Origin of the sequence: Aeromonas sp. S19(2024) (genome assembly GCF_041402625.1) — a bacterium.
In the GTDB taxonomy this organism is placed as follows: domain Bacteria; phylum Pseudomonadota; class Gammaproteobacteria; order Enterobacterales; family Aeromonadaceae; genus Aeromonas; species Aeromonas caviae.
Genome location: NZ_JBGLQU010000002.1, coordinates 522,333 through 548,457, shown reverse-complemented (window position 1 = coordinate 548,457; position 26,125 = coordinate 522,333). Strand labels below are relative to the sequence as shown.

Sequence of the window (26,125 nt, the reverse complement as noted above, 5' to 3'; positions counted from 1 at the left end):
TCTAGCCAAACCTTGGAGCTACACCAAGCGCCGCTGGCGCGATGGCTACAACCCGGGTCACAAATGAAGGCCGCCCCTTGCCGGGCAGGCTCACCGGATCCTCACTCCCTTCCCCATACCTGCGGCTGCCACCAGGGGCCGCCACGCCGGTACCAGGGCCCCTGCTCCCGCTCGGCCCGGATCCTGAGCCCCGCGTCCCCCGGCTCGATCAGGATGGCGCCCGCCTCCCCCGTGACCCACTGCCGCGCCCCCTGGTATCGCGCCACCACCTCGGGGCGGGGAAAGCCCCACTGGTTCATGAAGCCTGCGCTGTGCACCACGAAGGCAGGTTTCACCGCCGCCACGAAGGGGGCCGTGGAGGAGGTGCGACTGCCATGGTGCGGGCTCACCAGCAGGGTGCTGGCCAGCCCCGCGCCCTCACCCTCCTCCAGCGCCAGTGCCAGCAGGCGGCGCTCCGCCTGCTGCTCGATGTCGCCGCTCAGCAGCAGCCGATGGCGCCCGTCGTCCAGCTGCACCACACAACTGTCGTTGTTGCGCCCCGCCCCGGCTGCCAGGGGCCAGAGCACCCGCACATCCAGTCCCTGCCAATGCCACTGCTGACCTCGGCGGCAGGCCTGGGTAGCCGGTGCAAAGGGGAAGGAGGAGAGCTCCCGGCGCACCGCCATGCTCTGCAGCAGAGCCTGCCGGTTGCCCGCGTGATCCCTGTCTCTGTGGCTGATGATCAGGGTGTCGATCACCCGGATGCCGAGCCGGTTGAGCAGGGGCAGGATGGCCGCATCCGCCATGTTGTAGCCCCCGGGGTAGCGATCCCCGGTATCAAACAGGATGGCCCGCTCCCCCCGGGTGACGAGCACCGAGAGCCCCTGCCCCACGTCCAGCACCCGCACCTGCCAGGCAGCGGGAGCAGGCCAGAGGGCGAGTAGCAGGGCCGCCGCCACCGGCCCCCCCAGGGTGCGCCCTCCCGGCAGGTGCCATCCCGCCCACAGCAGGATCAGCAGGGCGCTGGCGGGCATCAGCCAGCCGGGCACCGGCCACCAGAGCTGCAGGCGATCCGCCAGCTGCGTGAGCCCCCACAGCACCCACTCCAGGCCGAAGGCGGAGACCCAGAGCAGGCCGTGGGCCAGCAACGTGGAGAGGGGCGCCACCAGCACGCCGATGAGCGCCAGGGGAATGATGACAAGGCAGAACAGCGGCAGTGCCAGCAGATTGAGCAGAAACGCCAGGGGCGCCATCCCCTCGAACAGCAGCAGTTGCAGGGGCAGCAATCCGAGCAGCAGCAGAAGTTGCAGCCGCACCAGGCCGGGGCGATCGTGCAACAGACTCGCCAGCAACAGCAGGGCCACCGCCAGAAAAGAGAGCCAGAACCCCGCCGAATAGAGGGCGAAAGGGTCCCACAATGTCAGCACCACAAAGGCCCACAGCCAGATCCGGTGGCTCGGCCAGTCCCGCTTTAGCCAGCGCAGCAGGCTCCACACCAGCACCATGATGAGGGCACGCTCGGTGGCCACCGCAAACCCCGCCAGCCAGCTGTAGGTGGCCGCGAACAGGAGTGACACGCAGATAGCCCCGCGCAGCCCGAACAGCCGCCCGAGCCACCAGCCGAGCACCGCTACCAGAGCAATATGCTGGCCCGAGATGGCGATGATGTGGGTCAGGCCGCTGCCGCGAAAGAGTTCCCACTGGGCATCCGTGATCCCTCCCTGTTCCCCGAAGGTGAGGGCCGCCAGCAGGGGGGCCTGCGCCATCCCCTCCCAGGCGCGACTCGCCGCCGCCAGCCAGCGATCGCGCACACCCGGGGGCACGGCATCCAGGGCGATCACCCGGCGCAGGTTGCCGGTGGCGGTGATTCCCTTGCCAAGGAGCAGGCGCCGCCCATCCATCCCCGCTTCGTTGGCCAGGCCATGGGCCGGCTTGAGAGAGGTCACCAGGGTGACGCTGCTGCCGGCAGGCAACGGCGGCAACACCTGATAGGCATTGACCCGCACCAGGGGTGGCACGATGAGAGGGCGATCGTCCAGGGTGTCGAGGCGCAGCAGCAGGCGCGCAAATTTATCCCCCTCTTTCTCTCCCGAAGACTCCGTACTTTGCACGTGTGCGGTTATGATGTGGCTCGTTTTTTTGCCAAGTTGATCCAGCCAGGCAAGCCGGTAGTGCAAATTCACCTGCGTCCAGAGGATGCCGAGCAGCAGAAACAGCAGCCGCCAGCAACGACCACCGGCGAGAGGAAGCGCGAGCAGCAGCATCAGGCCACCCCATTCCCATGAAGGCAACCATGGCCAAAGCAGTGAGGAGCTTGCCCCCAGGGCAAACGACAACAGACGCAGATCCATGGAGCAAGTATTTAGCAAGGTTCAGAACATGCCCAAACGAATCATACAGCGCTGGCTACCCGACCCGGCGACCCTCAAGGAACACAAGCACTTGCGACTCTTTGGCAAGCTGCTGCTGGATGCCAACCTCTGGCATCTCAACCGGCGCTCCGCCGCCGGTGCCTGTGCGGTCGGCCTCTTCATGGCCTGGATTCCCCTCCCCTGCCAGATGCTGCTGGCCGCTGGCGGCGCCATCGCCTGCCGGGTCAACCTGCCCCTCTCGGTGGCCCTGGTCTGGCTCTCCAACCCCCTGACCATGCCACCGCTGTTTTATGGCGCCTATCTAGTGGGCTGCCAGTTGCTGGGGCAACCCTCCCAGCACATCGAGATCACCTTCACCTGGGCCTGGCTGGTGTCGGTGTTCGAGACGGTGGCCCCGCCGCTCTTGCTGGGCTCCCTGGTGCTTGCCCTGCTGAGCGCCCTCGTCGGCTATGTCCTGGTTCGCGCGGGCTGGCGCCTGAGCACGGTGCGCCAGTGGCAAAAACGCAAGGTGGCGCGCCCATGCTGAATCGCTGGTTGGCCCGCTTCAAGATTGACCCCGATACCCTGCGCCAACAGAAGTGGTTCGCCCTCTTTGGCGAGCGACTGCTGACCCCCGCCCTTTGGCAAGGGGGAACGCGGGCCCTCTGTGGCGCCGTGGCGGCCGGGCTGTTCGCCAGCTGGGTCCCCATGCCCATGCACTCCCTGGTGGCCGTCGCCCTGGTGCTGGCGTTCAGCTTCAACCTGCCGCTGGCCCTCTTGGCGGTCTGGTTCAACAACCCGCTGACGCTCCCCTTCATGTACCTCTACGCCTATCGTACCGGTTGCCTGGTGCTGAACGAGACGCCAGCCCCCTTCCATCTCACCTGGTCCCTGCACTGGCTGGAGCAGGAGGCAGCCACCCTGGTGCCCCCCTTCCTGCTCGGCAGCCTGCTGCTGGCGGTGCTGAGCGCCGCCGCCGGCGCCTTGCTCACCCTGCTGCTGTTACAACTGGGCAAGCTGACCCGCCCCCGCTAGGTTGCCAGCACGCCGTCCTTGTCTCGGGCGGCGTGCCTTGCCATCGTCTGCCTCTGCCACCACACTCCTTGTAACCCGTTGTTTTTCGACCCCCATTCGAAACAAGGAGCCCACCATGGCCGAACCGCTCACGCTGGCCCATGCCAATGGCAACCCCCTCTCCCTGCTCCCCGCCATGGCCAATCGCCACGGCCTTATCACCGGGGCCACCGGCACCGGCAAGACAGTCACCCTGCAGGTGCTGGCGGAGGGGTTTTCCCGCCTCGGCGTGCCGGTCTTTCTGGCAGACGTGAAGGGGGATCTGAGCGGCCTGGGCGCCGCCGGCACCCCCTCTGCCAAGCTGGATGCCCGTCTGGCCCAGCTCGGCCTTCAGGCACCCGACTTTGCCGCCAGCCCCACCCTGTTCTGGGATCTCTTCGCCGAAGAGGGCCACCCGGTGCGGGCCACCGTCTCCGACATGGGGCCTCTGTTGCTTGCACGCCTGCTCGGCCTCAACGACACCCAAAGCGGGGTGCTGGAGCTGGTGTTCAAGGTGGCGGACGACGAGGGGTTGCTGCTGCTCGATCTGAAAGACCTGCGGGCCATGGTGCAGTTTGCGGGGGAGCACGCCAAGACCCTCACCACCCGCTACGGCAATGTGTCAACCGCCTCCATCGGCGCCATCCTGCGCAACCTCCTCACCCTGGAGAGCGCGGGCGGCGATCACTTCTTCGGCGAGCCCATGCTGGACATCCAGGATCTGATGCAGACCGACGAGGCGGGCCACGGCCATATCAATGTACTGGCCGCCGGCAAGCTCACCCAGTCCAGCCGCCTCTATGCCTGCTTCCTGCTCTGGCTGCTCTCCGAGCTGTTCGAACAGTTGCCCGAGATAGGGGATCCGGAAAAGCCCGTGCTGGTGTTCTTCTTCGACGAGGCCCACCTGCTGTTCAAGGATGCGCCCAGGGCGCTGCTGGAGAAAATTGAGCTGGTGGTGCGCCTCATCCGCTCCAAGGGGGTGGGCGTCTATTTCGTGACCCAGAGCCCGGCCGACATCCCCGACAGCGTGCTGGGGCAGCTTGGCAACCGGGTGCAGCACGCCCTGCGCGCCTTCACCCCGAGCGATCAAAAGGCGGTGCGCATCGCCGCCAACACCCTGCGGGCCAACCCTGCCTTCGACGCCGCCGGAGCCATCACTGAACTGGGGGTCGGGGAGGCGCTCATCTCCCTGCTCGACGAGAAGGGGCGGCCCAGCGTGGTGGAGCGCGCCTTCATCGCGCCCCCGGCCAGCCGCATCGGCCCCCTGAGCGCGGCCGAGCACCAGGCGCTTATTCAGGGCTCATTGCTCTACGGCAGATACGACACCCAGGAGGACAGGGAGTCCGCGTTCGAGCGACTTCAAGAGACATCGCCCGCCGCCGGTGACGAGACCGCTTCCCCACAGAACGACCAGGGCGGCGGTCTGCTGGATGCCTTGAATGGCATCCTGTTCGGTCGCACCGGCCCCCGTGGTGGCCAGCATGACGGGGTGGTGCAGACCGCCGCCAAGAGCGTGGCCCGCACCCTCGGCAACGAGGTGGGACGCCAGCTGATGCGCGGGGTGCTCGGCTCCCTGCTGGGAAGCAGCAAGCGGCGCCGCTGATGCCTGAAAATGAAAAAGCCCGCCGATACGGCGGGCTTTTTATGGCTGAAGCAAGGCGCTGGGCGCAGATGCTTCTCTCTTACAACACCTTGGCGATGGCGTCGCAGAGGGGATCAATGTTGGCGCGGGTGATGCCTGCCACGCTGATCCGGCCGGAGCCGACGATATAGATGGCGAATTCGCTCTTGAGGCGCTCCACCTGATCCTTGGAGAGACCGGAGAAGGAGAACATGCCGTTCTGTTCGCGGATGAAACTGAAATCCTGGTTCACCCCCCGCTCGGCCAGCTTCTCCACCAGCAGCTCGCGCATCTCGCGAATGCGCACCCGCATGGCGGCCACTTCTTCCACCCACTCCGCATAGAGGGCCGGGTCGCTCACCACGGTGGTGACAACGGCGGCGCCATGTGACGGCGGATTGGAGTAGTTGGCACGAATGACGGTCTTCACCTGGGTGAAGGCGACGTCGGCCACCGCCTTGGTCGCGCAGACCAGGGTGAAGGCGCCGACCCGCTCGTTGTAGAGGCCGAAGTTCTTGGAGAAGGAGCTCGCCACCAGCAGCTCGTCGTGGCACTCGGCGAAGATGCGAAGGCCTTCGGCATCCTCTTCGATACCCCGGGCGAAGCCCTGATAGGCGAAGTCAAAGAGCGGCAGCCAGCCGGCGGCGGCACTCTGCCTGGCCAGGGCGCGCCACTGCTCGGTGGTGGGGTCGATACCAGTCGGGTTGTGGCAGCAGCCGTGCAGCAGCACCAGATCCCCCGCCTGCGCGTCAGACAGGGAGGCCTGCATGGCGGCGAAGTCGAGCCCCTTGGTGGCGGCGTCGTAGTACTTGTACCACTTGACGGTCAAACCGGCCGCCTGGAACACGCTGACGTGGTTCGCCCAGGTGGGATCGGAGATCCAGATGGTCTTGGCGAGATTGTTGCGTACCACGAACTCGGCGGCGATGCGCAGGGCACCGGTACCGCCCGGCGCCTGCGCCGTCTTGGCGCGGCCGCTGGTCACCAGGGCGGCATCACGGCCGAACAGCAGTTGCTGCACGATGCGGCCGTATTCGATATTGCCTTCGATACCGAGGTAGTTCTTGGTCTTCTCGTCGGTCAAGAGCTTCTGCTCGGCTTGCTTGACGCAGTGAAGGATAGGAGTGGCACCGGTCTCATCCTTGTAGATACCGACCCCCAGATTGATCTTGTGGCTGCGAGTGTCGGCACGGAAGGCTTCGGTCAGGCCCAGGATCGGATCCGCTGGGGCGGCAACAACCTTTTCAAACATGGTATTCCCTGTAGTCCGTTGAGTTCGTTGGCTGGCAAAGTAGGTTGGCAAACAAAAGCGCCCGTCCAGGGAGCGCTTCGTCAGCTCTTTATACCACTGCCTTCCATAGGGGAAAACCGCTTTCTCGGCGCCGCCTCAACCAATCCCGTGCCAATCCGGTGCCAGGGCACACACCTCGACCGACAGACCCCGATTCGACTCCACCAGATCATTGCACTGCGCCAGCAGCGCACGGGGGATACGGCTCGGCTCCCAGGGCCGGCCATCCCCCAGGGGAACCCCGTAAGCCGCCTTGATGGGCACCAGATCCCGGGGCAACCACCAGCTCGCCGGTCTCCCCAACCGCTGGGCCAATGCCAGTACTCTGTCGACCCCGGCCGGATCCAGGGCAGTGAGGTGGCTCCAGAGGGTCTGGGGCGGCAAGGCGGCGATCAGGGGCTCCAGCGTGCCGGGATCCTCGGCGGGATACCAGACCAGCAGGGCGTCGGCGGGCAGTGGCAACTCGGCGAAGGCGCCGACGGCATCGGTCGTGATCACCCGCTGTATCTCCCCCTCTCCCCAGAGGATCTTGCCAAGCTGCGCCAGGGTGCGGGCTGGCAGCGCCACCTCCCCCAGGGTCTGGAGCCAGGGGGCGGCATCCAGCAGGGTGCCGCCGCTGAGAAACAGGCTGAACGGCCGTGCGGCCCGCAGACGAAGGGGCAGATCACTGCAAAGCCGGATCCCCTTGTCTTCGAAGTCGATCTGCTCGATGGGGCTGAAATGGCCCTCCCCCTTGCGATACAGGGCCGCCAGCACTCGCTCGTTGACCCTCTCCCCCAGTTGCCAGCCGTGGGATTGCAGCCACTCCTCGGGTTCCGGCGGGGCACTGGCCATCTTCGCCAGCATCAGCTCCCGGGTCAGATAGCGGTGCCCAGCAGGGGTGAGCTCATAGTGATGATTGCCAAGGGCCAGCAGCAACTGGTTGTCCCGAAGCATGCCGATGAGCGGCTGCCATTGACGACCGCGAACAGCCTGGGGGCCGCCTCTCAGCAACTGCTGTGCCAGCGCGCGCCACTCGGGGTGGGTGAAATCGATCAAAGGCATCCTTCCCTATCGGCCAATCTGCTTCAACAAATTGAATAATCTAGCGATTTACCAGAGGAGAACCAAGGGTGCAAAGAAGACAACGTGATATGGCGCAGGGCCAAAGGACGAAAAGTGGTGAAGGGGCCAAAAAACAGAACGGCCAAGCAAGCTTGGCCGTTCATCAACTAAATCAGCGCAGAGGCTAGATTAGAAGTTGTATTGCAGGGCAACAGTGAACTCGTCGTCCTTGTCGTTGATACCCTGGATTTTGTACTCGGTGTACGCCTTGAACTTGGAAGTGAAGTTGTACTGCACGCCCAGCAGGGTTTCGTCGACGATGTCTTCGTAAGAAGAACCGGCGGAGTTGGACAGTACCTTGCCTTCGGCGAAGTTGTAACCGGCCAGGAAGGTCCAGGCGTCAACGTTGTAGGAAGCAGCCAGCTCGTAGCCACGGCCCTTGTCCTTGTTGTTGCCTTGGGTGGTGTTGTCGTAGCTCAGGTCACCCTGGGTGTACATACCGGCGAAGTAGAAACCGTTGATGGCGTAGTGTGCGCCCAGGGCCCACTCTTTCTTGTCGCCAGAAGCGGTGCTGACGGTGCTTTCCAGGTCGGAGTAAGCGTAACCGGCGTTCAGGCCCAGACCGAAGTCGAAGTCGTAGCCAGCAGCAGCGGCGTAGCCGTAGTTGCGCTTGACGTTCGGACCGTAGACGTCGGTTTCCTTGATGCCTTGACCGATGTCAGTAACCTTGACAGCTACGTCATCGTTGGTCTGGTAGGACACTTTGCCCTTGAAGCCACCGAAGGTGTTGGAGTAGATGATCTGGCCTTCTTGACGACCGTCGTAGAAGTTACCTACGTCACCCCATTCGTTGAAGATATCGGTCGGCTCCAGCACGTCGTAGAACGCGGTGTCGGTCTGGCCGAAGATGATCTTGCCGTACTGGGTACCGTCCAGGCCGACATAGATGTGACGGGAGTTGAACTTGTTGTCAGAGTTTTCGGCGGATACTTGCCACTCGGTCTTGGCGATACCGGACCAGGTGTTGTTCAGGCCGACTTTGCCGGACCAGCCCAGACGGGAGGAACCAACCAGTTCAGCGTCGGTGTCGTCGTGGTCTGCGTACATGTTGGCTTGTACACGGCCGTAGATGTCAAAGGAGGTGCCGTCTTTGTCGTAAACGACAGCAGCGTTGGCTGCGGATGCGAACAGAGCCGGGATAGCAATAGCCAGAATTGTCTTTTTCATAGTTTCCAATGCCTACTGTAATTAAACACTAAGTCCTTGTTATTCCCTGTGTTAGCGATGTTCTTTGCATCACTATGGCGCCGAGACTATCACCGGGTTTTCGAATCCGCAATGAAAAAACTTGGAACTTTTTATGAAAACCATAGTCACAGGGAAAAATTTGTGAGCTGAATCTCACAATGTTTGCCCCATCAGGGAAAACGTTTACAGCGATACTCTCTGCCTGAATCCCTCTTTTTTGGTGGTTTATTGCAACCCCCTGTTCCCTCATAACATATGTGCAAAGCCGGGGCTGACCCGACTGCTTCTCCCCTGCCTCGACCAGGGCCGCCTGTTGCGGGTATCCTGTTGCCATCCACACCGACACGGCCACACCTTCTTTATGCTATCGACTCGCCTCAAAGCCACCATCCGCAATACCTATCGCCAGATTGCCGATGGTTTACCCGGTTTTGTGCCGCGCAAGGAGCAGAATTTCCTGGTTGCCGAAATCGCCAAGACCCTGACGGGAGAATATGACAGGAGTCGCCGCATCCTGGTGGCCGAGGCAGGCACCGGCATCGGCAAGTCCCTCTCCTATGCCCAGGGGGCCATCCCAGTGGCACGGCTGACCCAGAAGAAGCTGGTGATCTCCACCGCCACCGTGGCCCTGCAGGAGCAGCTCATCCACAAGGATCTCCCCTTTTATCACCGTCACAGCGAGCTGCCGTTTCGTTTCATGCTGGTCAAGGGGCGCCAGCGCTACTGCTGTGAGCACCTGCTGGAGCAGGCGGCAAACGGCAGCGAGATGGCCAATTTCGAACTCGACTTCGGCGCATTGAGCAAACACAAGCCATCGGATGCTGACAAAGCGTGCTACCAGGGGCTGTGGCAGGCCTACACCGAAGGCAAGTGGGACGGGGATCGGGACAACTGGCCCAAACCCATTCCAGACCCTTGCTGGGATCGCATCGCCGCCGACCGCCACACCTGCAACAAGGCCCTGAGACACCATCAGCACTGCCCCTTCCATCGGGCCCGCAACGACATGGACGCGGCAGACGTGCTGGTGGTCAACCACGCCCTGCTGCTCTCCGACCTCACCATGGGTGGCGGCATCATATTGCCGCCACCGGACGAGTGCATCTATGTGCTGGACGAAGCCCATCACCTGCCCACCATCGCCCGGGATCACGGCGCCGCCAGCGCCAGCATCAAGGGATCCCGCCGCTGGCTGGAAAAGCTGGTGCAAAGCGCTGGCAAGCTGGCCAGGACGCTGAACAAGGAGAGCCTCCTCGACCCCCAGCTCAAACTGCAGGATGCCCTGGCCTCTCTCCAGCCGGATCTCAAGGCCCTCGAGCAGTGGCTCACCAGCAATGATCACCTCTTTGGCGGCGAGCCCCACCACAGATTCGCCGATGGGGTGCTGCCGGATCCCCTGCCCATGCTGGCGGAAAACCTCAAGGAGGCGAGCAAGAAGGCACTGAGGGCGCTGGACAGAATGCAGGGGGCCATCGGCGAGGCGCTCAAGGATGGCGAAATTCGTCGCAAGGAGGCCGAGCCTCTGCTGGCGGAGAGTGGTTTTCACCTGCAGCGGCTCGAGAGCTTCTGCGCCCTCTGGGAGATGCTGAGCCGCCATGTTCCCACCGGCAAGACCCCCCTCGCCCGCTGGATGGCCAGAAGCGAGGACGGGGACATCTGGCTGCACGCCTCCCCCATCGAGGTGGGGTATCTGCTGGAAGAGTGGCTCTGGTCCCGCTGTCTCGGGGCCGTGCTGGTGTCGGCGACCCTCACCGCCCTCTCCTCCTTCAGTTATTTTCGCCACCAGGTGGGGCTCAAGGAGCATGACGGCACCCGCTATCTGCGGCTGCGCTCCCCCTTCGACTACCACAAGGCCGAACTCTATCTGCCCAAGATGGCCCATGAACCCAGTGCCCCCGCCTTCACCCAGGAGTTGATCGATACCCTGCCCCGCCTGCTGGCAGGCAAGGAGGCCAGCCTGGTGCTCTTCTCCTCCTATCGCCAGATGAACGAGGTGGCGGTGGGGCTGCGGGCCAAGGGGATGTCACTCCTGGTACAGGGGGAAGCGTCCCGCAGCGCCCTGCTCCTCTTGCACAAACAGAAGTGCGACGGCGGCCAGGCCAGCATCCTCTTTGGCACCGGCAGCTTCTCGGAAGGGCTGGATCTGCCCGGCCACTACCTCACCAACCTGGTGATCACCAAGCTCCCCTTCGCGGTGCCCAACTCCCCCGTGGAAGAGGCGACCGCCGAGTGGATAGAGCAGCGCGGCGGCAACCCCTTCCTGCAACTGACGGTGCCGGAGGCGTCGCGCAAGCTCATCCAGGCCTGTGGCCGCCTCATCCGAAAAGAGGCGGATAGGGGGCGGGTCACCATCCTGGACCGGCGCCTGCTGACCAAGCGCTACGGCAAGGGCCTGCTGGACGCCCTCCCCCCCTTCACCCGACGCATCGAGTGACACGGCTGACGCCCGCCATGCGCTCCCCTGACCCTCATGTCAGGAGGTGGCAGGAAGATAGAAGAGCACGCTGCCCGCAGGACTCGGGGCAGCGGGATCCACACCCCGCACACCGGAAGGCGCCATAAACGGCTATTGCCGCTGTGGGGCAAACCTGTAAAAATGACCCCCTATTTTTCAGTGGGCAATTGCCTGACTGTTCAAGGAGATGAAATGAAACTGACTGTTCTGGTACCGGCCCTGGCTGGTCTGTTGTGGGCAGGTAGCGCCCTGGCCGCTAGCCAACTGGAAATTACGAATCCCTATGTCATCCAGCTGCTCGATGGCGAACCCGTCAACCCCCAGCTGCTCGACAAAGCCACCGTCTTCTCCCTGGAGCCCGGCAGGCACCAGGTCGTGGTCGCCTTCGAGGGCAACTACTCCAGCCGCAGTGAAACCAAGCTGGTCACCGCCGAGCCCCTGGTGATCAACTTCACCGCCGCCGACAACCAGCAACTCTTCCTCGACTTCAAGAAGCCCCGCAAGGAAGAAGAAGCCAAGCGTTTCGTCAAGGAACAGAACGTCGTTCTGAAAGACAAATCCACCGGCCAGGTCCTGAAATCCGAGCAGTTCGTCATGCCGACCGTGGGTGGCTTCCAGCTGACCCGTGACTATCAGCAGGAGCTGCTGAAGATGGGCAAGGCCTTCAACCAGCCCAAGACTGTGTCCGTCTCCACCGCCGCCGTGATGGCTGCCGCCAGCGCACCGGTGGAAGTGGCCCCGAGCAAGGCCATGAGCAACCCGGAAGCCCTGACCCAGCTGCAGAGCTGGTACAACAAGGCCGATGCGGAGACCCGTAAAGCCTTCCAGATCTGGGTGATCCAGCAGCAGTAAGGCGCATCGCACGCCTGCATCGAGGGGAGCCTGGCTCCCCTTTTTCATACCCGTTCATGGCCGATGCTTCATGTCACTGCGCATCTTCTATCACCCCCACTACTCCGCCCTGAGGCTGCCCGAGCGTCACCGCTTCCCCCTGGCCAAGTACCAGGCGCTGTTTGAACGCCTCGTCGCCCTCGACTATCCGCTGGCACAGGCCACCCCTGCCAGCCGTGAGCAGATAGAGAAGGTGCACGATGCGGCCTATGTACAGGCCGCCCTCACCGGTACCCTCGATGAAGGGGCCATTCGCCGGCTCGGCTTTCCCTGGTCTCCCCTGCTGATTGAACGTACCCTGCACTCGGTCGGCGCCACCCTGGCCGCCAGCCGCCACGCCCTTGCGCAGGGCTGCGGACTGCAGATTTCCGGCGGCTACCACCACGCACACCGGGGGTTTGGCAGCGGCTTCTGCCTCTTCAACGATCTGGTGATCGCGGCACGAACCTGCCTGGACGAGGGACTCTGCGAGCGGGTACTGATCGTTGATCTCGATGTCCATCAGGGGGATGGCAGCGCCGCCCTGTGCACGGGCAGCCGCGACATCATCACCCTCTCCCTGCACGGGGAACACAACTTCCCCCGCCACAAGCCGGCCTCCCATCTGGACTTTCCCCTGCCAAGCGGCATGGAGGACGACGCCTATCTCGAGACCCTGGACCAGGCCCTCGCCCTGGCTCATCGCCTCTACGCCCCTGACTTCATCCTCTATCAGGCCGGGGTGGATGTGCACCGGGACGACGAGCTGGGCTACCTCTCCCTGAGCGACTCAGGCGTGCGCCAGCGCGATGCCATGGTCTTTGACTCTGCGCTTCGCCACGGGCTGCCCATCACCGCCGTACCGGGAGGGGGTTACCGGCGAGACTGGCAGCAGTTGATCCCGCTGCACCTCTCGCTCTTTGAAGTAGCAAGGCACCGGTTTGGTTGAGCGGCACCACCCGGCCCATGACGAAAAAGAGGCGCCCCTTGGGTCGCCTCTTCTATATCCGTGCGCAGGGATGATGACGCCGTCTGCCCTCAGGCATGGGCCATTGGCGTCGGGTGCTCGCCCATCTTGCGCAGCAGCATCAGCAGATAGACCAGGGAGACCCCGGCAATCACCATGAACAGCAGATGATCCGAGTAGTGCTGCATCAGGAGCGCCGTCAGGGTCGGCCCGAGCAGGCTGCCGATGGTGTAACTCAGCAGCAGCGCCTGGTTCATGGCCACCAGTTGATGCTGCTCCACCTTCTCGCAGGCCCAGGCCATGGCCACCGGATAGAGCGTGAAGCCCGCGGCCCCCAGAATGAACAGCGTCGGTCCCATGGCTGCGTTGCCGAGCATCGCCATGGCCCCCAGGATCACCACCAGCACCTGTACCCGCAGCACCGGCAGGCGCCCGAAACGATCTGCCAGACGCCCCACCGGCCATTGCCCCAGGATGCCGGCGCTCACCATCACCGCCATCCAGTAGCCGATGGCCCCGTCGCTCACCCCCTGGTGGTTCAGATAGAGCGGCATCAGACCATAAAGCACCCCCAGCACGATGCCGGAGAGGATGCAGCCGTTCACCCCCAGACGCGCCTGACGCAGGCGCAGCATCGGCCAGACCGGAGTCCTGGCCTGGTGGTTGCCTGACGGACTGGCGATGCGGGTGAACAAGAGCGGCAGCATGGCCGTCAACACCAGGGCGGTCACCCAGGGCAGCACCGCCATCAGCGACGTCGACACCTTGCTCACCAGCAGTTGCCCAAGCACAGTGCCCACGTAATAGACCATCATGTAGGCGGCCAGCAGGCGACCCCGATTGCGGGCGTTGCCGCTGCACATCAGCGCGCTCTCCACCACCACCCAGATCATGGCGCAGCCGACACCGGCGATGAATCGCCAGGCGAGCCAGCTCCAGAACGTCACGGTAATGCCGAGCCCGACGCAGCCTGCGGCAAAGAGCGCACTGGCCAGGTAGTAACTGCGATTGAAGCCGCAGCGGGCGATGAGTCTGCCCGCCAGCAGGGTTCCCAGCAGGTTGCCGGTGAAATAGGAGGAGCCGACCATGCCGACCTGCCAGGTGGGCAGATGCTCATGGGCGAGCCAGAGCGGCACCAGGGTATTCAATACCGCGATGGCCAGGGTCAGCAACAGCAGGCCACAGAGCAGGAGCAGCACCGGGCGGGAGTATGTGGTCATGGATAGAACCGTGGGGAGAGGCAAAATGCGAGCGCATCATGCCACCGCCTGTGCCTTTGTCAATCGGCACTGAGGCCGGGCCGCAAGGTTTTTCTGCCCACCGTGATGGCAACGCGGCAAGGCCCTCCCCTGACGGGAGCCTCATCCCCTTGATTGGCCGACACCTTGGTCATGAAAAGGAGAAGCGGGCGGTTGAATATCGACCCTGTGCCTCCCTCACGCCAGAGCGCCATGACCAGAAGAGGCGACCCAGGGCCGCCTCTTCTTGTTATCAAGCACAACCTATTGTGCACAACGCCGGTCAGCGCTGACGCTTCTTGGCGTACTTGCGACGAGCCCGGGCCTGGCGCTCCTCTTCCCGCTCCGCCTTCTCCCTGGCTTTCTGCTCAGCCTCGGCCTCGGCTTCCACTATCTCGACGCTCACCATCTCTGGCGTCTCCAGGGAGATCCGCCCCAGCATGCCGGACCGGAATTCATTGACCAGGATTTCCGAGGCCTTGTGCAGATCCGCAAGCCCCCCCTTGCGCATGAAGCCGCGCTGACGGGCAATGAGATCCAGCAGCTCGATCTCGGTCTCCGGCAGCTCGCTCAGCTGGTAGCGTGCCTTGATGCGCTCCGGATAGGCCTTGATGAAGTAGTCGGCGGCAAACATGGCGATGTCGGCGTAATCGAAGACGGTATCCTTGATGGCCGCCGTGATCGCCAGTCGATAACCGCAGGAGGGCGGGTTGAGCTTGGGCCACAGGAAGCCAGGGGTGTCCGTCAGGATGACGTGGTTGTCGAGCTTGATCCGCTGCTGGGACTTGGTCACCCCCGCCTCGTTGCCGGTCTTGGCGATGATGCGCCCCGCCAGGGTGTTGATCAGGGTGGACTTGCCCACGTTGGGGATGCCCATGATCATGGCGCGCACCCCGCGCAGCTCGAAGTTGCGCTCCGGCAGCATCTCGTGGCACAGGGTCAGCAGTTGCTTGATCATCGTAGGCTCCTGCTGGGTCAGGGGCAGAGCCTTGATCCCCTTCTCCTGCTCCATGTGGGCCACCCACAGCTCGGTGATCTCGGGGTCGGCAAGGTCTGCCTTGTTGAGCACCTTGATCACCGGCGTCTCCCCGCGCAGCTCCGGCACCAGGGGGTTCTCGCTGGAGAAGGGGATGCGGGCGTCGAGCATCTCGATGATGACATCGACCTGGGGCATGACCTCTGCAATCTCTTTGCGGGCCTTGTGCATGTGGCCGGGGAACCAGTTGATGGACATATCCGTTACTCTCTCATTGGCATGCGGTCCCCTCTCGGGGCTGCGGGCGCTCGGGGTTGCGGGTGCGTGGTGATGCGCCAGACCGCTGGCACTCATCGCAAGGGGGCGCATTTTACCTGCTGCGGCCCCGATTTGACAGGCTATTCTGGCCGGGTGTTGTCACCCGGGTGGCCGGATGCCCGCCACGCCACCGGGAGGTGAGTGGCAGAACACAATCAACATAACCCATTGATATAAGATAACATTTACAAGGCGCTTTCACCGCATTGTCATCTCTCTTCACTAAAAGTGTCATCTGCCCCCTCTAGGCTGCGCTCAGGTTTCACAAGGAGCGAACCCCAATGAGAAAGATGGCAGGACTTGCAGTGATGATAGGCGCCGCCCTGGCCGCCGGCTGCAACTCCAACAACGACAGCAACACCCCGGAACCCAGCGCCAAGAACGTGATCTTCTTCCTCGGCGACGGCATGGGTCTCAACACCCTCACCGCCTCCCGGATCTATGGCGTCGGCGAAGAGGGCAGCCTCACCATCGACACCCTGCCGGAAACGGCCTTCATCAAGACCTTCTCCCACGATGCTCAGGTGACCGACTCGGCCCCCTCCATGGCGGCCTACATGACCGGGGTCAAGAGCAACAACGGCGTCATCAGCATGGACAGCGACGCCACCCAGGAGAGCGATTGCAGCCAGAGCGGCGGCAAAGCGGTGACCACCCTGCTGGAGCTGGCCAAGGCCGATGGCCGTGGCACCGGCGTGGTCACCACCACCCGGGTCACCCACGCCACCCCGGCCGCCACCTATGCCCATATCTGCAACCGGGATCTGGAGGCTGATATCGCCGTCCAGATGGTGCCGGGGGGCAGCGGTTACAACAGCGCCCTGAAGGAGGGGCTGGACGTGGTGCTCGGAGGCGGCAGCGGCTTCTTCCTGCCCAGCGCCGACAAGGGTAAGCGGACCGATGGTCGCAACCTCATCGACGAGATGAAGGCGAAGGGCTATCAGTTTGCCGCCACCCTTGACGAGCTGAACCAGGCCGATGCGAGCAAGCCGCTGCTGGGCCTGTTTGGCTCAAGCCACATGAAATATGACCTGGACCGACCCGCCAGCGAGCCATCACTGGCCCAAATGACCCTGGCTGCCATCAAGCAGCTCAAGGGCAAAGAGAAGGGCTACTTCCTGATGGTGGAAGGGGGGCGCATCGACCACGCCCTGCACGACACCAACGCCAAGCGCGCCCTGCAGGATACCCTCGCCTTCGACAGCGCCATCCAGGCCGCCATCAATGAAGTGAAGAAAACCGATCCCGAGCTGAAAAACACCCTGATCGTGGTCACCGCCGACCATGACCACACCCTGGTGCTCAACGGGTACGCCAAGCGCACCGGCAAGACCACGGCAGGCAATGCGGGCGTGCTCGGGCTGGTGAAGAACTACGAGACCGGCGAGCCGAGCAAGGATAGCGATGGCATGCCCTACACCATCATCGGCTTTGGCAACGGCTACAACCGGGTGGACGGCCCGCGCAGCAGCGTGGCGGCCCTCGACGACGCCACCGTCTCCGCCGACGACTATCACCAGGAGGTGGTGGTCAAGGTGGGCGAGATAGGCAACGAGACCCACGGCGGTACCGATGTCTTCCTCGGCGCCATCGGCCAGGGAGCGGAGCGCTTCCACGGCTCTCTCGACAACACCGCCGTGTTCGGCAAGATCAAGGCTGCGGCCAAGCTGTAAGGGATTATCAGGATGAACATCACCATGAAAAAGACGCTGGTCTGCACCGCCCTGCTCGGCACGCTTGGCGGCCTCTCCCAGGCGCACGCCGCCGATGCCAAGAACGTCATCCTCTTTATCGGTGACGGCATGGGCCCCACAGTGCTCACCGCCACCCGCCTGTTCAAGGTGGGGGAAGAGGGGGATCTCGAGATGATGAAACTGCCCCAGAGCGCGCGCATCAAGACCTTCTCCCACGATGCCCAGACCACGGACTCCGCCCCCTCCATGGCGGCCTACACCACCGGCGTCAAGATGAACAACGAGGTGATCGCCATGAGCAGCGACACCAGGGCAGTGGCACCGTCCAAGGATGCCAACGGCAACAAGGGCATCAACAACTGCACCAGCGACAACGGGAGCCCGGTGCCCACCCTTCTCGAGCTGGCCAAGGCGGCGGGCAAGTCGGTGGGGGCCGTCACGACAACGGAGCTGACCCATGCCACCCCGGCGGCGACCTATTCCCATATCTGCCACCGGGATGCGGCCTACGCCATCGCCGAGCAGGCGGTACCAGGCGGAGCCGGCTTCAACCAGGCACTGGGGGATGGGGTCGATGTGCTGATGGGGGGCGGCGCCAACCACTGGACGCCCTACAGCGCCAGCAACAAGGGCGGCCGGGCCGACGGCCGGGATCTCACCGCCGAGCTGACCGCCCGGGGCTACCGCTATGTCACCACCAAGGATGAGCTCTCTGCCGTCAACTCGGGCAAGGTGCTGGGGCTGTTCAGCACCAAGTCCCACCTCGACTACGAACTGGACCGCGTCGCCAAGGGGGCGGCCAGTACCCAGCCGTCCCTCTCCGAGATGACCGCCAAGGCGATCGATCTGCTCAGCCAGAACAGCCAGGGCTACTTCCTGATGGTGGAGGGGGGGCGTATCGACCACGCCCTGCATGCCACCAACGCCAAGCGATCGCTGACCGATGCGGTGGCGCTGGACGAGGCGGTCAAGACGGCCCTCGGCAAAGTGGATTTGAGCGATACCCTGATCGTGGTTACCGCCGACCACGACCACACCATGACCATCAACGGCTATTCCGCCAAGGGCAACAAGGTGCTGGATCTGGTCAAGAACGCCGATGGCTCGACCCAGAACGACGCGGACGGCAAGCCGTTCACTACTCTGGTATTCGGCAACGGCCCCAACCGCCAGGACCAGCGCCCCACCCTTACCAGCGATGAGGTGATGGCGGATGACTACCTGCAGGAGACCGGCGTCAAGCTCGGCTCCGAGACTCACGGCGGCGGCGATGTGATGCTGTTCGCGGGCGGCGCAGGCAGCAGCCAGTTCAAGGGCACCCTCGACAACACCCGGGTGTTCGGCAAGCTCAGGGAGGCCCTCGGCCTGTGATAAAGGGGCCCGGCACCGCGCCGGGCACCTTTTCCGTCGAGCGAGAGACGATGATGAAATATCTGCTTTCTTTATGGCTGCTGGGCAGCGCCCTCTCCTTCCCCCTCCTGGCCGACGAGGTGCCCGATCTGGCCGCCCGCATCCGCTACGTGGACAGGGTGACCGGCAGCGACGGCATCACCCGGGAGAGCCAGTGGCAGGAGAAGTGGCTGCGGGTCGGTGACCAGGTGTGGAGCCAGCGGCTCATTCCCGTTCCCCTGGCCCGTGGCTATCACGCCACCCACGATGCCCGCCCCGGCCACAAGCACTTCACACACCAGATGGCGGCGCGCTGGGTCACCCGCAGCGAGGGAGACGCACTCCAGTTGCGCTACGCCGATGCCTGGCACAACCAGCTGGTGGAGGTGCCGCAGGAGGAGTACGGCCAGGTGGCCTTCAAGCCGGAGTGGGCGCGGATCCGCCACCTCATCAACCCTGCCCTGTTGGAGGGAATGACACCGCTGGATGAGGCCGCCCCCGACCAGGCGAACTGGTATGAGACCCGCGAAGGTCGCCAGCGTACCCGCATCCTCTGGTCGAGCCGCTGGCAGTTGCCCCTGGTGGTGGAGTCGGCAAGCCTCGACGGTTATCGCAGCTACCGGATGGAGGTGACGCTCAAGCCGCTGCCAAAGACCCTCCCCTGGCAGCAACTGGCAGGGTACCAGACCCTGGATCTGCGGGATTTCTTCGACTGATCCCCCCAGGCGGCAATCGCCTGGCTGACATGGCGTAACGGGATGTTACACTCTCTGTACTCATCCCGGACCCGAACATCCATGCGCCTTGTTACTCTGCTTCTGCTGCTCTCCCCTCTGATCGTCTGCGCCTTTTCGGCCCGTGCCGTGGTCGTCGTGGCCGCGGACATTCCCCCCTATGTGATCCGCGCCCAGCAGGGTGCGCCGAGCGGCATGGCCATCGAGGTGCTGGAGGAGGCTGCCCGCCGCCTCGGGGAACCGCTCGAGATCGAGTTGATGCCGCTGGCTCGCGCCCTCAGCCAGGCCAGCCACCGCCCGGATGTCCTGTTGTTGCCCCCGGCCCGAAATCCCCAGCGCGAACCACTGTTTCTCTGGATTGCCCCCCTGCTGGAGGAGGCCTTCGTGCTGGTCAGCCATCGCCGTCACCATCCAGCGCCGCTCTCCATGAAGACACTGCCAGGTCTCACCGTTGGCGTGATGCGTGGCTCCCATAGCCAGAGCCTGATCCAGCCGCTGACAGGGGTGACCCGGGAGCTGGTCACCGAGGAGGTCAGCAACGCCAGCAAGCTGGCGCGCGGCCGCATCCAGGCATGGGCGGTGGCCTGGAACACCGCCCGTTACAACCAGCAGCGGGCGGGTCTGCCGCTCCCGGATCTGGTGCGAGGCGAGACCTTGCAGCAGAGCACCCTCTACCTGGCCGCCAGTCCCCGCTTCTCCCGCAGCGAGGCGCTGCGCTGGCGCCGGGTCATTCAGGAAATGAGGGAGGATGGCAGTCTCGCGCGCATCCTGCACCAGTACGATTACCAGGCTCCCTGATGAGACAGTCAGTCCAATTGCCAAACCACCCCAGAATGGTTATGGTATCTCCATGAAAGCAATCATGATTTTTTCCAGTACGCTCACACCCCGCTGAGCCCCCGCCCTCGCCCCGCTGCGCGAGTCGCTCGGGGGCATCGCTTTTGCTGTCTGCTTTTTACCCTTGCACCGTTTTTTGTCGACCAGTCTGCCCGTCATCCTGGTCCCTTCAGTCATTGATAAGGAAATACCCTATGAAACAGCCTCATCTCGTCATCTCCAGCCTGGATCTGGATCGCATTGAACAGCTGCTTGGCAACCACCCCCAGCACCTGGCCCTGCAAGAGGAGCTGGATCGCGCCGAGATCCGCGAACCCGCCGACATGCCGCCGGACGTGGTGACCATGAACAGCACGGTGCGCTTCAAGATGCAAAACAGCGGCAACGACTTCTGCCTGACGCTGGTCTATCCGAAGGATGTGCAGGGGGACGAATCGAAGATCTCCGTGCTGGCGCCAGTGGGCAGCGCCCTGTTGGGGCTCAAGGTGGGTGACAGCATCGCCTGGCCGGGGCCGGCCGGTCGCACCATCCAGGTGGAGATCCTGGAAGTGGTCTATCAGCCGGAACGCGCGGGGGAGCTGCACCGCTGACAGGCGGCTAGGCGGCCATTCTGGTCTGATGCGACCAGGTAGCTGACTCGGTATGCCTTTGTCCGGTCGGAGCCAAGGGCCGCCGGCCGGGCATGACCTGACGGGGGATCAGGCCCCCTGACAAATCCGGTTCTTGCCCTCCCGCTTGGCCTGATAGAGAGCGCGATCGGCCTGGCTGAACAGGGTGTCAAAGTGCCATTCGCGGGCGCTGGGCGCCCACCCCAGGCTGGCCGTCACCCGGACCCCCTTCAGCCCCAGCGTTTCTATCCCCTGGCGGATCTGCTCGCAGCGCGCCTGCTGGGCCAGGGGGTCCCGCTCGGGCAACAGCAGCACAAACTCCTCCCCGCCGAAGCGGCTGGCCACCAGATCCCGCTGGCCGGCAAGATAGCGACCCACCGCCTCCAGCACCCTGTCCCCTGTCTCGTGACCGTGGCGATCGTTGATCTGCTTGAAGTCGTCGAGATCCAGCACCACCAGCGCCCCCTGCCTTGCCATCGTCACGCAGTGGTCCATGAAGCCGCGCCGGTTCAGGAGGCCGGTCAGGGGATCCTGGCTGGCCTGTCGACGCAGGGCCAGGGCCCGGTACTGGGTACAGAGCAGCAGCACCCCGAAGGTCGACAGATAGTTGCCCATCAGCATGGAGAGGAAAGGGAGCACATTGACCGCATGCTGATCCATCAGGACCCGCACCTCGCCACCGAGCAGGGCCCCCATGCGCACCAGATTGAAACCGTAGAGCAGGATATTGACCACGGTGAACACCAGCACAGCGGGCAGATAGTCAGGGTAGCCATGACGCCAGATGAGCCAGACAATCACCGCCCCCACCATCATGTAGCTCAGGCAGGCCAGCAGCACCCGGGGGGCCATCTTGTCGTTGAAGATGACGCTCCAGCAGAGGATAAGTAGGTAGACCAGCATGAAGAGGGTGAATGCTCGCCAGTTTGGCGGCTCTCCGAAGAAGCGCTGGATGGCGAGTGGCATCAGGGCGAGGCAGAAGGTGATGAGCAGGTTGGCCAGCCAGATCCCCGCGATATGGGGGGAAAATGCCTGCATGAAGAAGAGCGATTGCGCCGCCAGGGCACAGAGGCTGGACCACCACCAGAGCCCGAGACCGGGTATTTCCCTATGGGTCGACCAGATGATGGAGAGGGTGATGAATCCCAGGCTGTAGCCCCCGAGGGCCATCAACATCAGGGTAAATACGTCCAGATTGAGCAGAATTGAGGCGTCCATTCCTGAACCTTCCAATGGGGATGGCTGAGTATATGGGAAGCCCATGACAAGACACAGAGGGAGCCTATGGGCCGGGCAAAAATATTTGCCCGACTCGCACGCCCAACACCCCGTGAAGCGTGCCGGACAACGCCCTGTCTGTGCCCGGATTTTCCACCGAGACGGCCGCCGGATATTTTGCACTTGAACCGGCGCCATTAGATAGATATGTTGTTTTCATGTGGTTTTATGAGTCACCACGAGGGATAAAAGTCTCCATAACTTATTGAGTCTTCTGGCACAAACAGGTTTTGGTACATTTTTCATCCAACGAACCATTCATAGAATCTCATATGGGGCTTTTGCCCCGACCAAGACAATAATCCTGTCTTGCCTGCTGCCGGATGCAGCAGTCTCTTGTGCCATGGAGTCGCACGGGAGCAGGTTCAAGGCCGACCACATTTACGACAGAGACGTCATTTATGATCAAAAAACTCATTCTCTCTACCCTGCTGCTGTGCGGGCTGGCCAACGCCGCGCCCACTTCCACCCTGGATGCCGTGCTGGAGCGCGGTGTGCTGCGGGTCGGCTTCGATGCCGGCTATCAACCCTTCGAGATGACCAACAAGCAGGGCCAGTACATCGGCTTTGACGTGGATCTCGCCAAGATGGTCGCCAAGGAGATGGGCGTGAAGGTGGAGTTCGTCAACACCGCCTGGGACGGCATCATCCCCGCGCTCTTGACCGACAAGTTCGACGTCATCATGGGCGGCATGACCGTCACTCCCCAGCGCAACCTGCGCGTGAACTTTGCCGATCCCTACATCGTCGTCGGCCAGACCATCGTGCTTCGCAAGGACAAGGCGGGCGAAATCAAATCCTTCCAGGACCTCAACGATCCCAAATACAAGATCGCGGTCAAACTCGGCACCACCGGCGAGCAAGCGGTCAAGCGCATGATCCCCAAGGCCACCCTGCTGCAGTTTGAAACCCAGGATGACGCCAAGCTGGAAGTAATCAACGGCAAGGTGGATGCCTTCGTCTACGACCTGCCCTACAACGCCATCTTCGCGTCCCAGAACCAGGGCGCCGTGGTGCACCTCGACAAGCCGTTCACCTTCGAGCCGCTGGCCTGGGCCATCCGCAAGGGGGATCAGGACACCCTCAACTGGTTCAACAACTACCTGCGCCAGATCAAGGGCGACGGCAGCTACGACCGTCTCTACAAGAAGTGGTTTGAATCCACCGCCTGGCTGAACCAGCTCAAATAACCTCTCAAAGGGGCGGCATGCCGCCCCTTCACGCAGACTCCCCACACGATAACGACAAAAGAGGTTGTGACAGTGATCAACCCCAAACTCACAAGACAGATGGAAAAACAGCCCAATCAGCTGCTCTGGCACGGGATCTTCCTGCTGCTGGTGCTGGCCGCCATTTTCGGCATCTACAAGGCCGTGCAGGCAGTGGATTACACCTGGCGCTGGGAACGCATTCCCCAGTACATCGCCTATCAGGCAGAACAGAAACACTATGCCGAGTTTGACGGCACCGTGGTGGCGGACAAGGGACAGCTCTTCCTGCAAGACGATCTCGACCCCAGCCGCCGTCAGGCCATCGCTCCCAAGGGCTCCCAGCTGGCTGAAGGGGATACCGTCTTCCTCGGCGATACCCTGGATGTGCAACTGAGCTGGACCGCCGGCCCCATTGCCTGGGGCGTCTGGGTCACGGTCAAGCTATCCCTGGTGGCGGGCATCTTCGCCATCCTGCTTGGCACCCTGGCCGGGCTCGCCCGCCTCTCCCCCAATCCGGCCCTGCGCAACCTGGCCGTGACCTATGTGGAGCTCATCCGTGGCACCCCGTTGCTGGTGCAGATCTTCATCGTCTATTTCTTTATCGGCACCGTGCTGAACCTCGACCGATTCACCGCTGGTGTGGCGGCGCTCGCGGTCTTCACCGGCGCCTACGTGGCGGAGATCGTGCGCGCCGGCATCAGCTCCATTCACAAGGGGCAGATGGAAGCGGGCAGAAGCCTTGGCATGACCTCGGCCCAGACCATGCGCTACGTCATCCTGCCCCAGGCCTTCAAACGGGTGCTGCCACCGCTCGCGGGTCAGTTCATCAACCTCATCAAGGACTCCTCTCTGGTCTCCGTCATCTCCATCACGGATCTCACCAAGGCGGGGCGCGAAGTGGTCAGCTCCACCTTCAGCCCGTTCGAGGTGTGGTTCACCGTGGCCCTGCTCTATCTGGTGCTGACCGGCACTCTCTCCTTCCTCGTGCGTCGTCTGGAGGTGAAATATGCGCGCAGCAACTGATCCCGTTATCAAGGCGCCATCGGTGTCGAAACGTTCTGCCATCACCGGCACTCCCTGCCCCTTCCCGGTGCGTCGTCTGGAGGTGAACTATGCGCGCAGCAACTGATCCCATCATCAAGGCGACCGGTGTAGAGAAGTTCTACGGCACCGAGGTGCACGCCCTGAAAAACGTCAGCACCCAGGTGGCCGAAGGGGAAGTGGTGGTGATCGTGGGGCCGAGCGGCTCGGGCAAGTCCACCTTCCTGCGCACCCTCAACCAGCTGGAGACCATCAACGATGGCAATATCGTGGTCGACGGCATCAGCCTCACCGAACCCGGGGATGTCAACAAGCTGCGGGAAGAGGTGGGCATGGTGTTCCAGTCCTTCAATCTCTTCCCTCACCTGACGGTGCTGGACAACATCACTCTGGCCCCCCAGAAGGTGAGAGGGCTCTCTCGCCAGGAGGCTGAGGAGCGGGCCAAGGCCCTGCTGCTCAAGGTCGGTCTCTCCAACAAGGCCCAGAGCTACCCCTCCCAGCTCTCCGGCGGCCAGCAGCAGCGGGTGGCCATCGCCCGGGCGCTCGCCATGCAGCCGCGCATCATGCTGTTTGACGAGCCCACCAGCGCCCTCGACCCCGAAATGGTGGGAGAGGTGCTGGACGTCATGAAGGGGTTGGCCCGCGAAGGGATGACCATGGTGGTGGTGACCCACGAGATGGGCTTTGCCCGGGAAGTGGCGGACAGGGTGCTCTTCATGGAGAGCGGCGAGCTGCTGGTGGACGAGAAACCCGCCGACTTCTTCGACAATCCCCCCTCCCCGCGCTTGCGCCAGTTCCTGAGCCAGGTGCTATAACCCGCGATGCACCAGCACGAAGAGGGAGCCCATGGCTCCCTCTTCTATGCTTGCCTTCCCCCACCATGTCATTCCCTGGCGCATTGCTTGCCGCAGCCTTTTGCCATCGGGTTGTCACCACGCCAACGAGCAAGGATGTTAATGAAATTTTAAATTCATCCGGTATGCTGACATCCAACTGGTCCAACCGGATGGCTCACATGGATGTGCAACTGCTCCTGCTCTACCTCTCGCCCCTCTTTCTGGTCTTCATCGGCTGGGAGATGCTCTACCTGCGAAAACACGGCGCCGCCTATCCCACGGCGGGTTACCAGTGGAAGGATCTCTTCGCCAATGCCACCCTGGCACTGATGCATCAGGGGGGCGATGCCCTGGCAGCCATTGCCATCGCCTATCTCTATGACACCTTCTGGGGCTGGCGACTATTCGATATCGAACTGAACCTCTGGAGCCTCTTGCTGCTCTTTCTGTTGCAGGATCTCTGCTACTGGCTGTTTCACTTCGCGAGCCACCATGTGCGCTGGCTCTGGGCCTCCCACGTGGTGCACCACAGCTCGGAGCGGCTCAACCTCTCCACCGCCTTTCGCCAAAGCCTGATGTACCCGGTCTCCGGCATGTGGCTGTTCTGGATCCCCATGATCCTCATCGGCTTCCCCCCCGAGGCGGTGGTGGCCACCGTGCTCTTGAGCCTGGGTTTTCAGTTCTTCGTTCACACCCAGGTGGTGGGCAAGCTGGGCAAACTTGAATGGATCTTCAACACCCCCTCCCACCACAGGGTGCACCACGCCAGCAACGCCAGATACATCGATCGCAACTTCGCCGGCGTGCTCATCATCTGGGATCGGCTGTTTGGCACCTTCGTGGAAGAAGACTTGGGCGAGCCGTGCCGTTTCGGCATCACCAAGCCAATCCACAGCTTCAACCCGCTCACCCTCACCTTCCACGAGTGGCGCGACATGCTGCAAGAGGCCCGTGGCCTCCCCTGGCGGCAAAAGCTCGCCGTGCTGTTTGGCAAGCCAGCGGGTCCCGCCAGCCGCTGAGCACGCACTGTAGGCAATCAGCAGACAAAAAAAGAGCGCCCCCTTGGGCGCTCTCTTGCATTGACGG

General features: G+C 63.2%; 23 protein-coding genes. 16 read left to right on the top strand and 7 right to left on the bottom strand.

Annotated features, from left to right (window positions below):
• Positions 1–101: 101 nt before the first annotated feature.
• Positions 102–2,243 carry a DNA internalization-related competence protein ComEC/Rec2 gene (locus tag ACB037_RS06845; RefSeq protein ID WP_371175065.1) on the bottom strand — a complete coding sequence of 714 codons (2,142 nt, stop codon included), beginning with the start codon at positions 2,241–2,243 and terminating at the stop codon, positions 102–104.
• 115 nt (positions 2,244–2,358) lie between these two features.
• Here ACB037_RS06845 and ACB037_RS06840 point away from each other — a divergent pair, with 115 nt between their 5' ends.
• The 3 genes from ACB037_RS06840 to ACB037_RS06830 all read left to right on the top strand — a co-directional run bounded on the left by ACB037_RS06840 (position 2,359) and on the right by ACB037_RS06830 (position 4,986).
• Positions 2,359–2,877 (top strand): DUF2062 domain-containing protein, encoded by a 519-nt coding sequence (locus ACB037_RS06840; RefSeq protein ID WP_202041309.1) that lies wholly within the window; start codon positions 2,359–2,361, stop codon positions 2,875–2,877.
• A complete protein-coding gene (locus tag ACB037_RS06835) occupies positions 2,871–3,365 on the top strand; it encodes a DUF2062 domain-containing protein (protein WP_039040273.1) in 495 nt (164 codons plus the stop codon). Before ACB037_RS06840 ends, ACB037_RS06835 begins: the two co-directional genes overlap by 7 nt.
• A 115-nt stretch (positions 3,366–3,480) precedes the next feature.
• Complete coding sequence (locus ACB037_RS06830; protein WP_368212549.1) at positions 3,481–4,986, top strand: helicase HerA-like domain-containing protein; 1,506 nt, start codon at positions 3,481–3,483, stop codon at positions 4,984–4,986.
• Positions 4,987–5,065: 79 nt separating this feature from the next.
• On the opposite strand, the gene ACB037_RS06825 is transcribed toward ACB037_RS06830, so the two are convergent.
• From ACB037_RS06825 to ACB037_RS06815, 3 genes are all read right to left on the bottom strand, one after another.
• Positions 5,066–6,256: an amino acid aminotransferase gene (locus tag ACB037_RS06825; RefSeq protein WP_010675240.1), complete on the bottom strand. Its 1,191-nt coding sequence runs from the start codon at positions 6,254–6,256 to the stop codon at positions 5,066–5,068.
• A gap of 135 nt (positions 6,257–6,391) precedes the next feature.
• Positions 6,392–7,333 (bottom strand): hypothetical protein, encoded by a 942-nt coding sequence (locus tag ACB037_RS06820; RefSeq protein ID WP_069652548.1) that lies wholly within the window; start codon positions 7,331–7,333, stop codon positions 6,392–6,394.
• Between the two features lie 195 nt (positions 7,334–7,528).
• A complete protein-coding gene (locus tag ACB037_RS06815; RefSeq protein ID WP_041214891.1) occupies positions 7,529–8,566 on the bottom strand; it encodes a porin in 1,038 nt (345 codons plus the stop codon).
• A gap of 382 nt (positions 8,567–8,948) precedes the next feature.
• Here ACB037_RS06815 and dinG point away from each other — a divergent pair, with 382 nt between their 5' ends.
• The 3 genes from dinG (at position 8,949) to ACB037_RS06800 (ending at position 12,861) form a co-directional block, all read left to right on the top strand.
• Positions 8,949–11,021, top strand: coding sequence for an ATP-dependent DNA helicase DinG (gene dinG / locus ACB037_RS06810; protein WP_371175064.1), 2,073 nt, complete (start codon positions 8,949–8,951; stop codon positions 11,019–11,021).
• Positions 11,022–11,234: 213 nt separating this feature from the next.
• Positions 11,235–11,894, top strand: coding sequence for a DUF2057 domain-containing protein (locus ACB037_RS06805; protein WP_039040268.1), 660 nt, complete (start codon positions 11,235–11,237; stop codon positions 11,892–11,894).
• Between the two features lie 70 nt (positions 11,895–11,964).
• On the top strand, positions 11,965–12,861 hold the full coding sequence (locus ACB037_RS06800; protein WP_371175063.1) for a histone deacetylase: 897 nt from the start codon (positions 11,965–11,967) through the stop codon (positions 12,859–12,861).
• A gap of 89 nt (positions 12,862–12,950) precedes the next feature.
• On the opposite strand, the gene ACB037_RS06795 is transcribed toward ACB037_RS06800, so the two are convergent.
• Positions 12,951–14,099, bottom strand: coding sequence for an MFS transporter (locus tag ACB037_RS06795; protein ID WP_324045580.1), 1,149 nt, complete (start codon positions 14,097–14,099; stop codon positions 12,951–12,953).
• Between the two features lie 301 nt (positions 14,100–14,400).
• Complete coding sequence (gene ylqF / locus ACB037_RS06790) at positions 14,401–15,351, bottom strand: ribosome biogenesis GTPase YlqF (RefSeq protein WP_048207962.1); 951 nt, start codon at positions 15,349–15,351, stop codon at positions 14,401–14,403.
• Positions 15,352–15,692: 341 nt separating this feature from the next.
• Here ylqF and ACB037_RS06785 point away from each other — a divergent pair, with 341 nt between their 5' ends.
• The 5 genes from ACB037_RS06785 (at position 15,693) to rnk (ending at position 20,655) form a co-directional block, all read left to right on the top strand.
• Entirely contained in the window at positions 15,693–17,084 is a 1,392-nt protein-coding gene (locus ACB037_RS06785) for an alkaline phosphatase (protein ID WP_371175062.1), read from the top strand.
• Between the two features lie 24 nt (positions 17,085–17,108).
• Positions 17,109–18,476 carry an alkaline phosphatase gene (locus ACB037_RS06780; RefSeq protein ID WP_171865824.1) on the top strand — a complete coding sequence of 456 codons (1,368 nt, stop codon included), beginning with the start codon at positions 17,109–17,111 and terminating at the stop codon, positions 18,474–18,476.
• Positions 18,477–18,526: 50 nt separating this feature from the next.
• Positions 18,527–19,210 (top strand): hypothetical protein, encoded by a 684-nt coding sequence (locus tag ACB037_RS06775; RefSeq protein ID WP_371175061.1) that lies wholly within the window; start codon positions 18,527–18,529, stop codon positions 19,208–19,210.
• An 81-nt stretch (positions 19,211–19,291) separates the two neighbouring features.
• The gene (locus ACB037_RS06770) at positions 19,292–20,026 is read left to right on the top strand and encodes an ABC transporter substrate-binding protein (RefSeq protein ID WP_010675251.1); all 735 of its coding nucleotides are present in this window, start codon (positions 19,292–19,294) and stop codon (positions 20,024–20,026) included.
• Between the two features lie 233 nt (positions 20,027–20,259).
• On the top strand, positions 20,260–20,655 hold the full coding sequence (gene rnk, locus ACB037_RS06765) for a nucleoside diphosphate kinase regulator (RefSeq protein ID WP_010675253.1): 396 nt from the start codon (positions 20,260–20,262) through the stop codon (positions 20,653–20,655).
• 108 nt (positions 20,656–20,763) lie between these two features.
• Here the strand turns inward: rnk and ACB037_RS06760 are convergent, their stop codons facing one another.
• The gene (locus tag ACB037_RS06760) at positions 20,764–21,891 is read right to left on the bottom strand and encodes a GGDEF domain-containing protein (protein WP_069652540.1); all 1,128 of its coding nucleotides are present in this window, start codon (positions 21,889–21,891) and stop codon (positions 20,764–20,766) included.
• 461 nt (positions 21,892–22,352) lie between these two features.
• Here ACB037_RS06760 and ACB037_RS06755 point away from each other — a divergent pair, with 461 nt between their 5' ends.
• From ACB037_RS06755 to ACB037_RS06735, 5 genes are all read left to right on the top strand, one after another.
• On the top strand, positions 22,353–23,141 hold the full coding sequence (locus ACB037_RS06755) for a transporter substrate-binding domain-containing protein (RefSeq protein ID WP_010675255.1): 789 nt from the start codon (positions 22,353–22,355) through the stop codon (positions 23,139–23,141).
• Positions 23,142–23,240: 99 nt separating this feature from the next.
• A complete protein-coding gene (locus ACB037_RS06750; RefSeq protein ID WP_041201654.1) occupies positions 23,241–24,185 on the top strand; it encodes an amino acid ABC transporter permease in 945 nt (314 codons plus the stop codon).
• Entirely contained in the window at positions 24,169–24,291 is a 123-nt protein-coding gene (locus ACB037_RS06745) for a hypothetical protein (protein ID WP_257707084.1), read from the top strand. Before ACB037_RS06750 ends, ACB037_RS06745 begins: the two co-directional genes overlap by 17 nt.
• Positions 24,275–25,018, top strand: a complete 744-nt coding sequence (locus tag ACB037_RS06740; protein WP_010675257.1) for an amino acid ABC transporter ATP-binding protein — start codon at positions 24,275–24,277, stop codon at positions 25,016–25,018. The genes ACB037_RS06745 and ACB037_RS06740 overlap by 17 nt, the downstream gene beginning before the upstream one ends.
• A gap of 200 nt (positions 25,019–25,218) precedes the next feature.
• Complete coding sequence (locus tag ACB037_RS06735) at positions 25,219–26,058, top strand: sterol desaturase family protein (RefSeq protein ID WP_268426207.1); 840 nt, start codon at positions 25,219–25,221, stop codon at positions 26,056–26,058.
• The last annotated feature ends 67 nt before the right edge of the window (positions 26,059–26,125 follow it).

Coding starts and splice junctions, on each gene's coding strand:
- ACB037_RS06830 (WP_368212549.1), top strand. CDS start 3,481: ATGGCCGAACCGCTCACGCTGGCCCATGCCAATGGCAACCCCCTCTCC.
- ACB037_RS06735 (WP_268426207.1), top strand. CDS start 25,219: ATGGATGTGCAACTGCTCCTGCTCTACCTCTCGCCCCTCTTTCTGGTC.
- ACB037_RS06775 (WP_371175061.1), top strand. CDS start 18,527: ATGATGAAATATCTGCTTTCTTTATGGCTGCTGGGCAGCGCCCTCTCC.
- ACB037_RS06750 (WP_041201654.1), top strand. CDS start 23,241: ATGGAAAAACAGCCCAATCAGCTGCTCTGGCACGGGATCTTCCTGCTG.
- rnk (WP_010675253.1), top strand. CDS start 20,260: ATGAAACAGCCTCATCTCGTCATCTCCAGCCTGGATCTGGATCGCATT.
- dinG (WP_371175064.1), top strand. CDS start 8,949: ATGCTATCGACTCGCCTCAAAGCCACCATCCGCAATACCTATCGCCAG.
- ACB037_RS06755 (WP_010675255.1), top strand. CDS start 22,353: ATGATCAAAAAACTCATTCTCTCTACCCTGCTGCTGTGCGGGCTGGCC.
- ACB037_RS06825 (WP_010675240.1), bottom strand. CDS start 6,256: ATGTTTGAAAAGGTTGTTGCCGCCCCAGCGGATCCGATCCTGGGCCTG.
- ACB037_RS06760 (WP_069652540.1), bottom strand. CDS start 21,891: ATGGACGCCTCAATTCTGCTCAATCTGGACGTATTTACCCTGATGTTG.
- ACB037_RS06840 (WP_202041309.1), top strand. CDS start 2,359: ATGCCCAAACGAATCATACAGCGCTGGCTACCCGACCCGGCGACCCTC.
- ACB037_RS06815 (WP_041214891.1), bottom strand. CDS start 8,566: ATGAAAAAGACAATTCTGGCTATTGCTATCCCGGCTCTGTTCGCATCC.
- ylqF (WP_048207962.1), bottom strand. CDS start 15,351: ATGTCCATCAACTGGTTCCCCGGCCACATGCACAAGGCCCGCAAAGAG.
- ACB037_RS06800 (WP_371175063.1), top strand. CDS start 11,965: ATGTCACTGCGCATCTTCTATCACCCCCACTACTCCGCCCTGAGGCTG.
- ACB037_RS06835 (WP_039040273.1), top strand. CDS start 2,871: ATGCTGAATCGCTGGTTGGCCCGCTTCAAGATTGACCCCGATACCCTG.
- ACB037_RS06770 (WP_010675251.1), top strand. CDS start 19,292: ATGCGCCTTGTTACTCTGCTTCTGCTGCTCTCCCCTCTGATCGTCTGC.
- ACB037_RS06740 (WP_010675257.1), top strand. CDS start 24,275: ATGCGCGCAGCAACTGATCCCATCATCAAGGCGACCGGTGTAGAGAAG.
- ACB037_RS06780 (WP_171865824.1), top strand. CDS start 17,109: ATGAAAAAGACGCTGGTCTGCACCGCCCTGCTCGGCACGCTTGGCGGC.
- ACB037_RS06785 (WP_371175062.1), top strand. CDS start 15,693: ATGAGAAAGATGGCAGGACTTGCAGTGATGATAGGCGCCGCCCTGGCC.
- ACB037_RS06805 (WP_039040268.1), top strand. CDS start 11,235: ATGAAACTGACTGTTCTGGTACCGGCCCTGGCTGGTCTGTTGTGGGCA.
- ACB037_RS06795 (WP_324045580.1), bottom strand. CDS start 14,099: ATGACCACATACTCCCGCCCGGTGCTGCTCCTGCTCTGTGGCCTGCTG.
- ACB037_RS06745 (WP_257707084.1), top strand. CDS start 24,169: ATGCGCGCAGCAACTGATCCCGTTATCAAGGCGCCATCGGTGTCGAAA.
- ACB037_RS06845 (WP_371175065.1), bottom strand. CDS start 2,243: ATGCTGCTGCTCGCGCTTCCTCTCGCCGGTGGTCGTTGCTGGCGGCTG.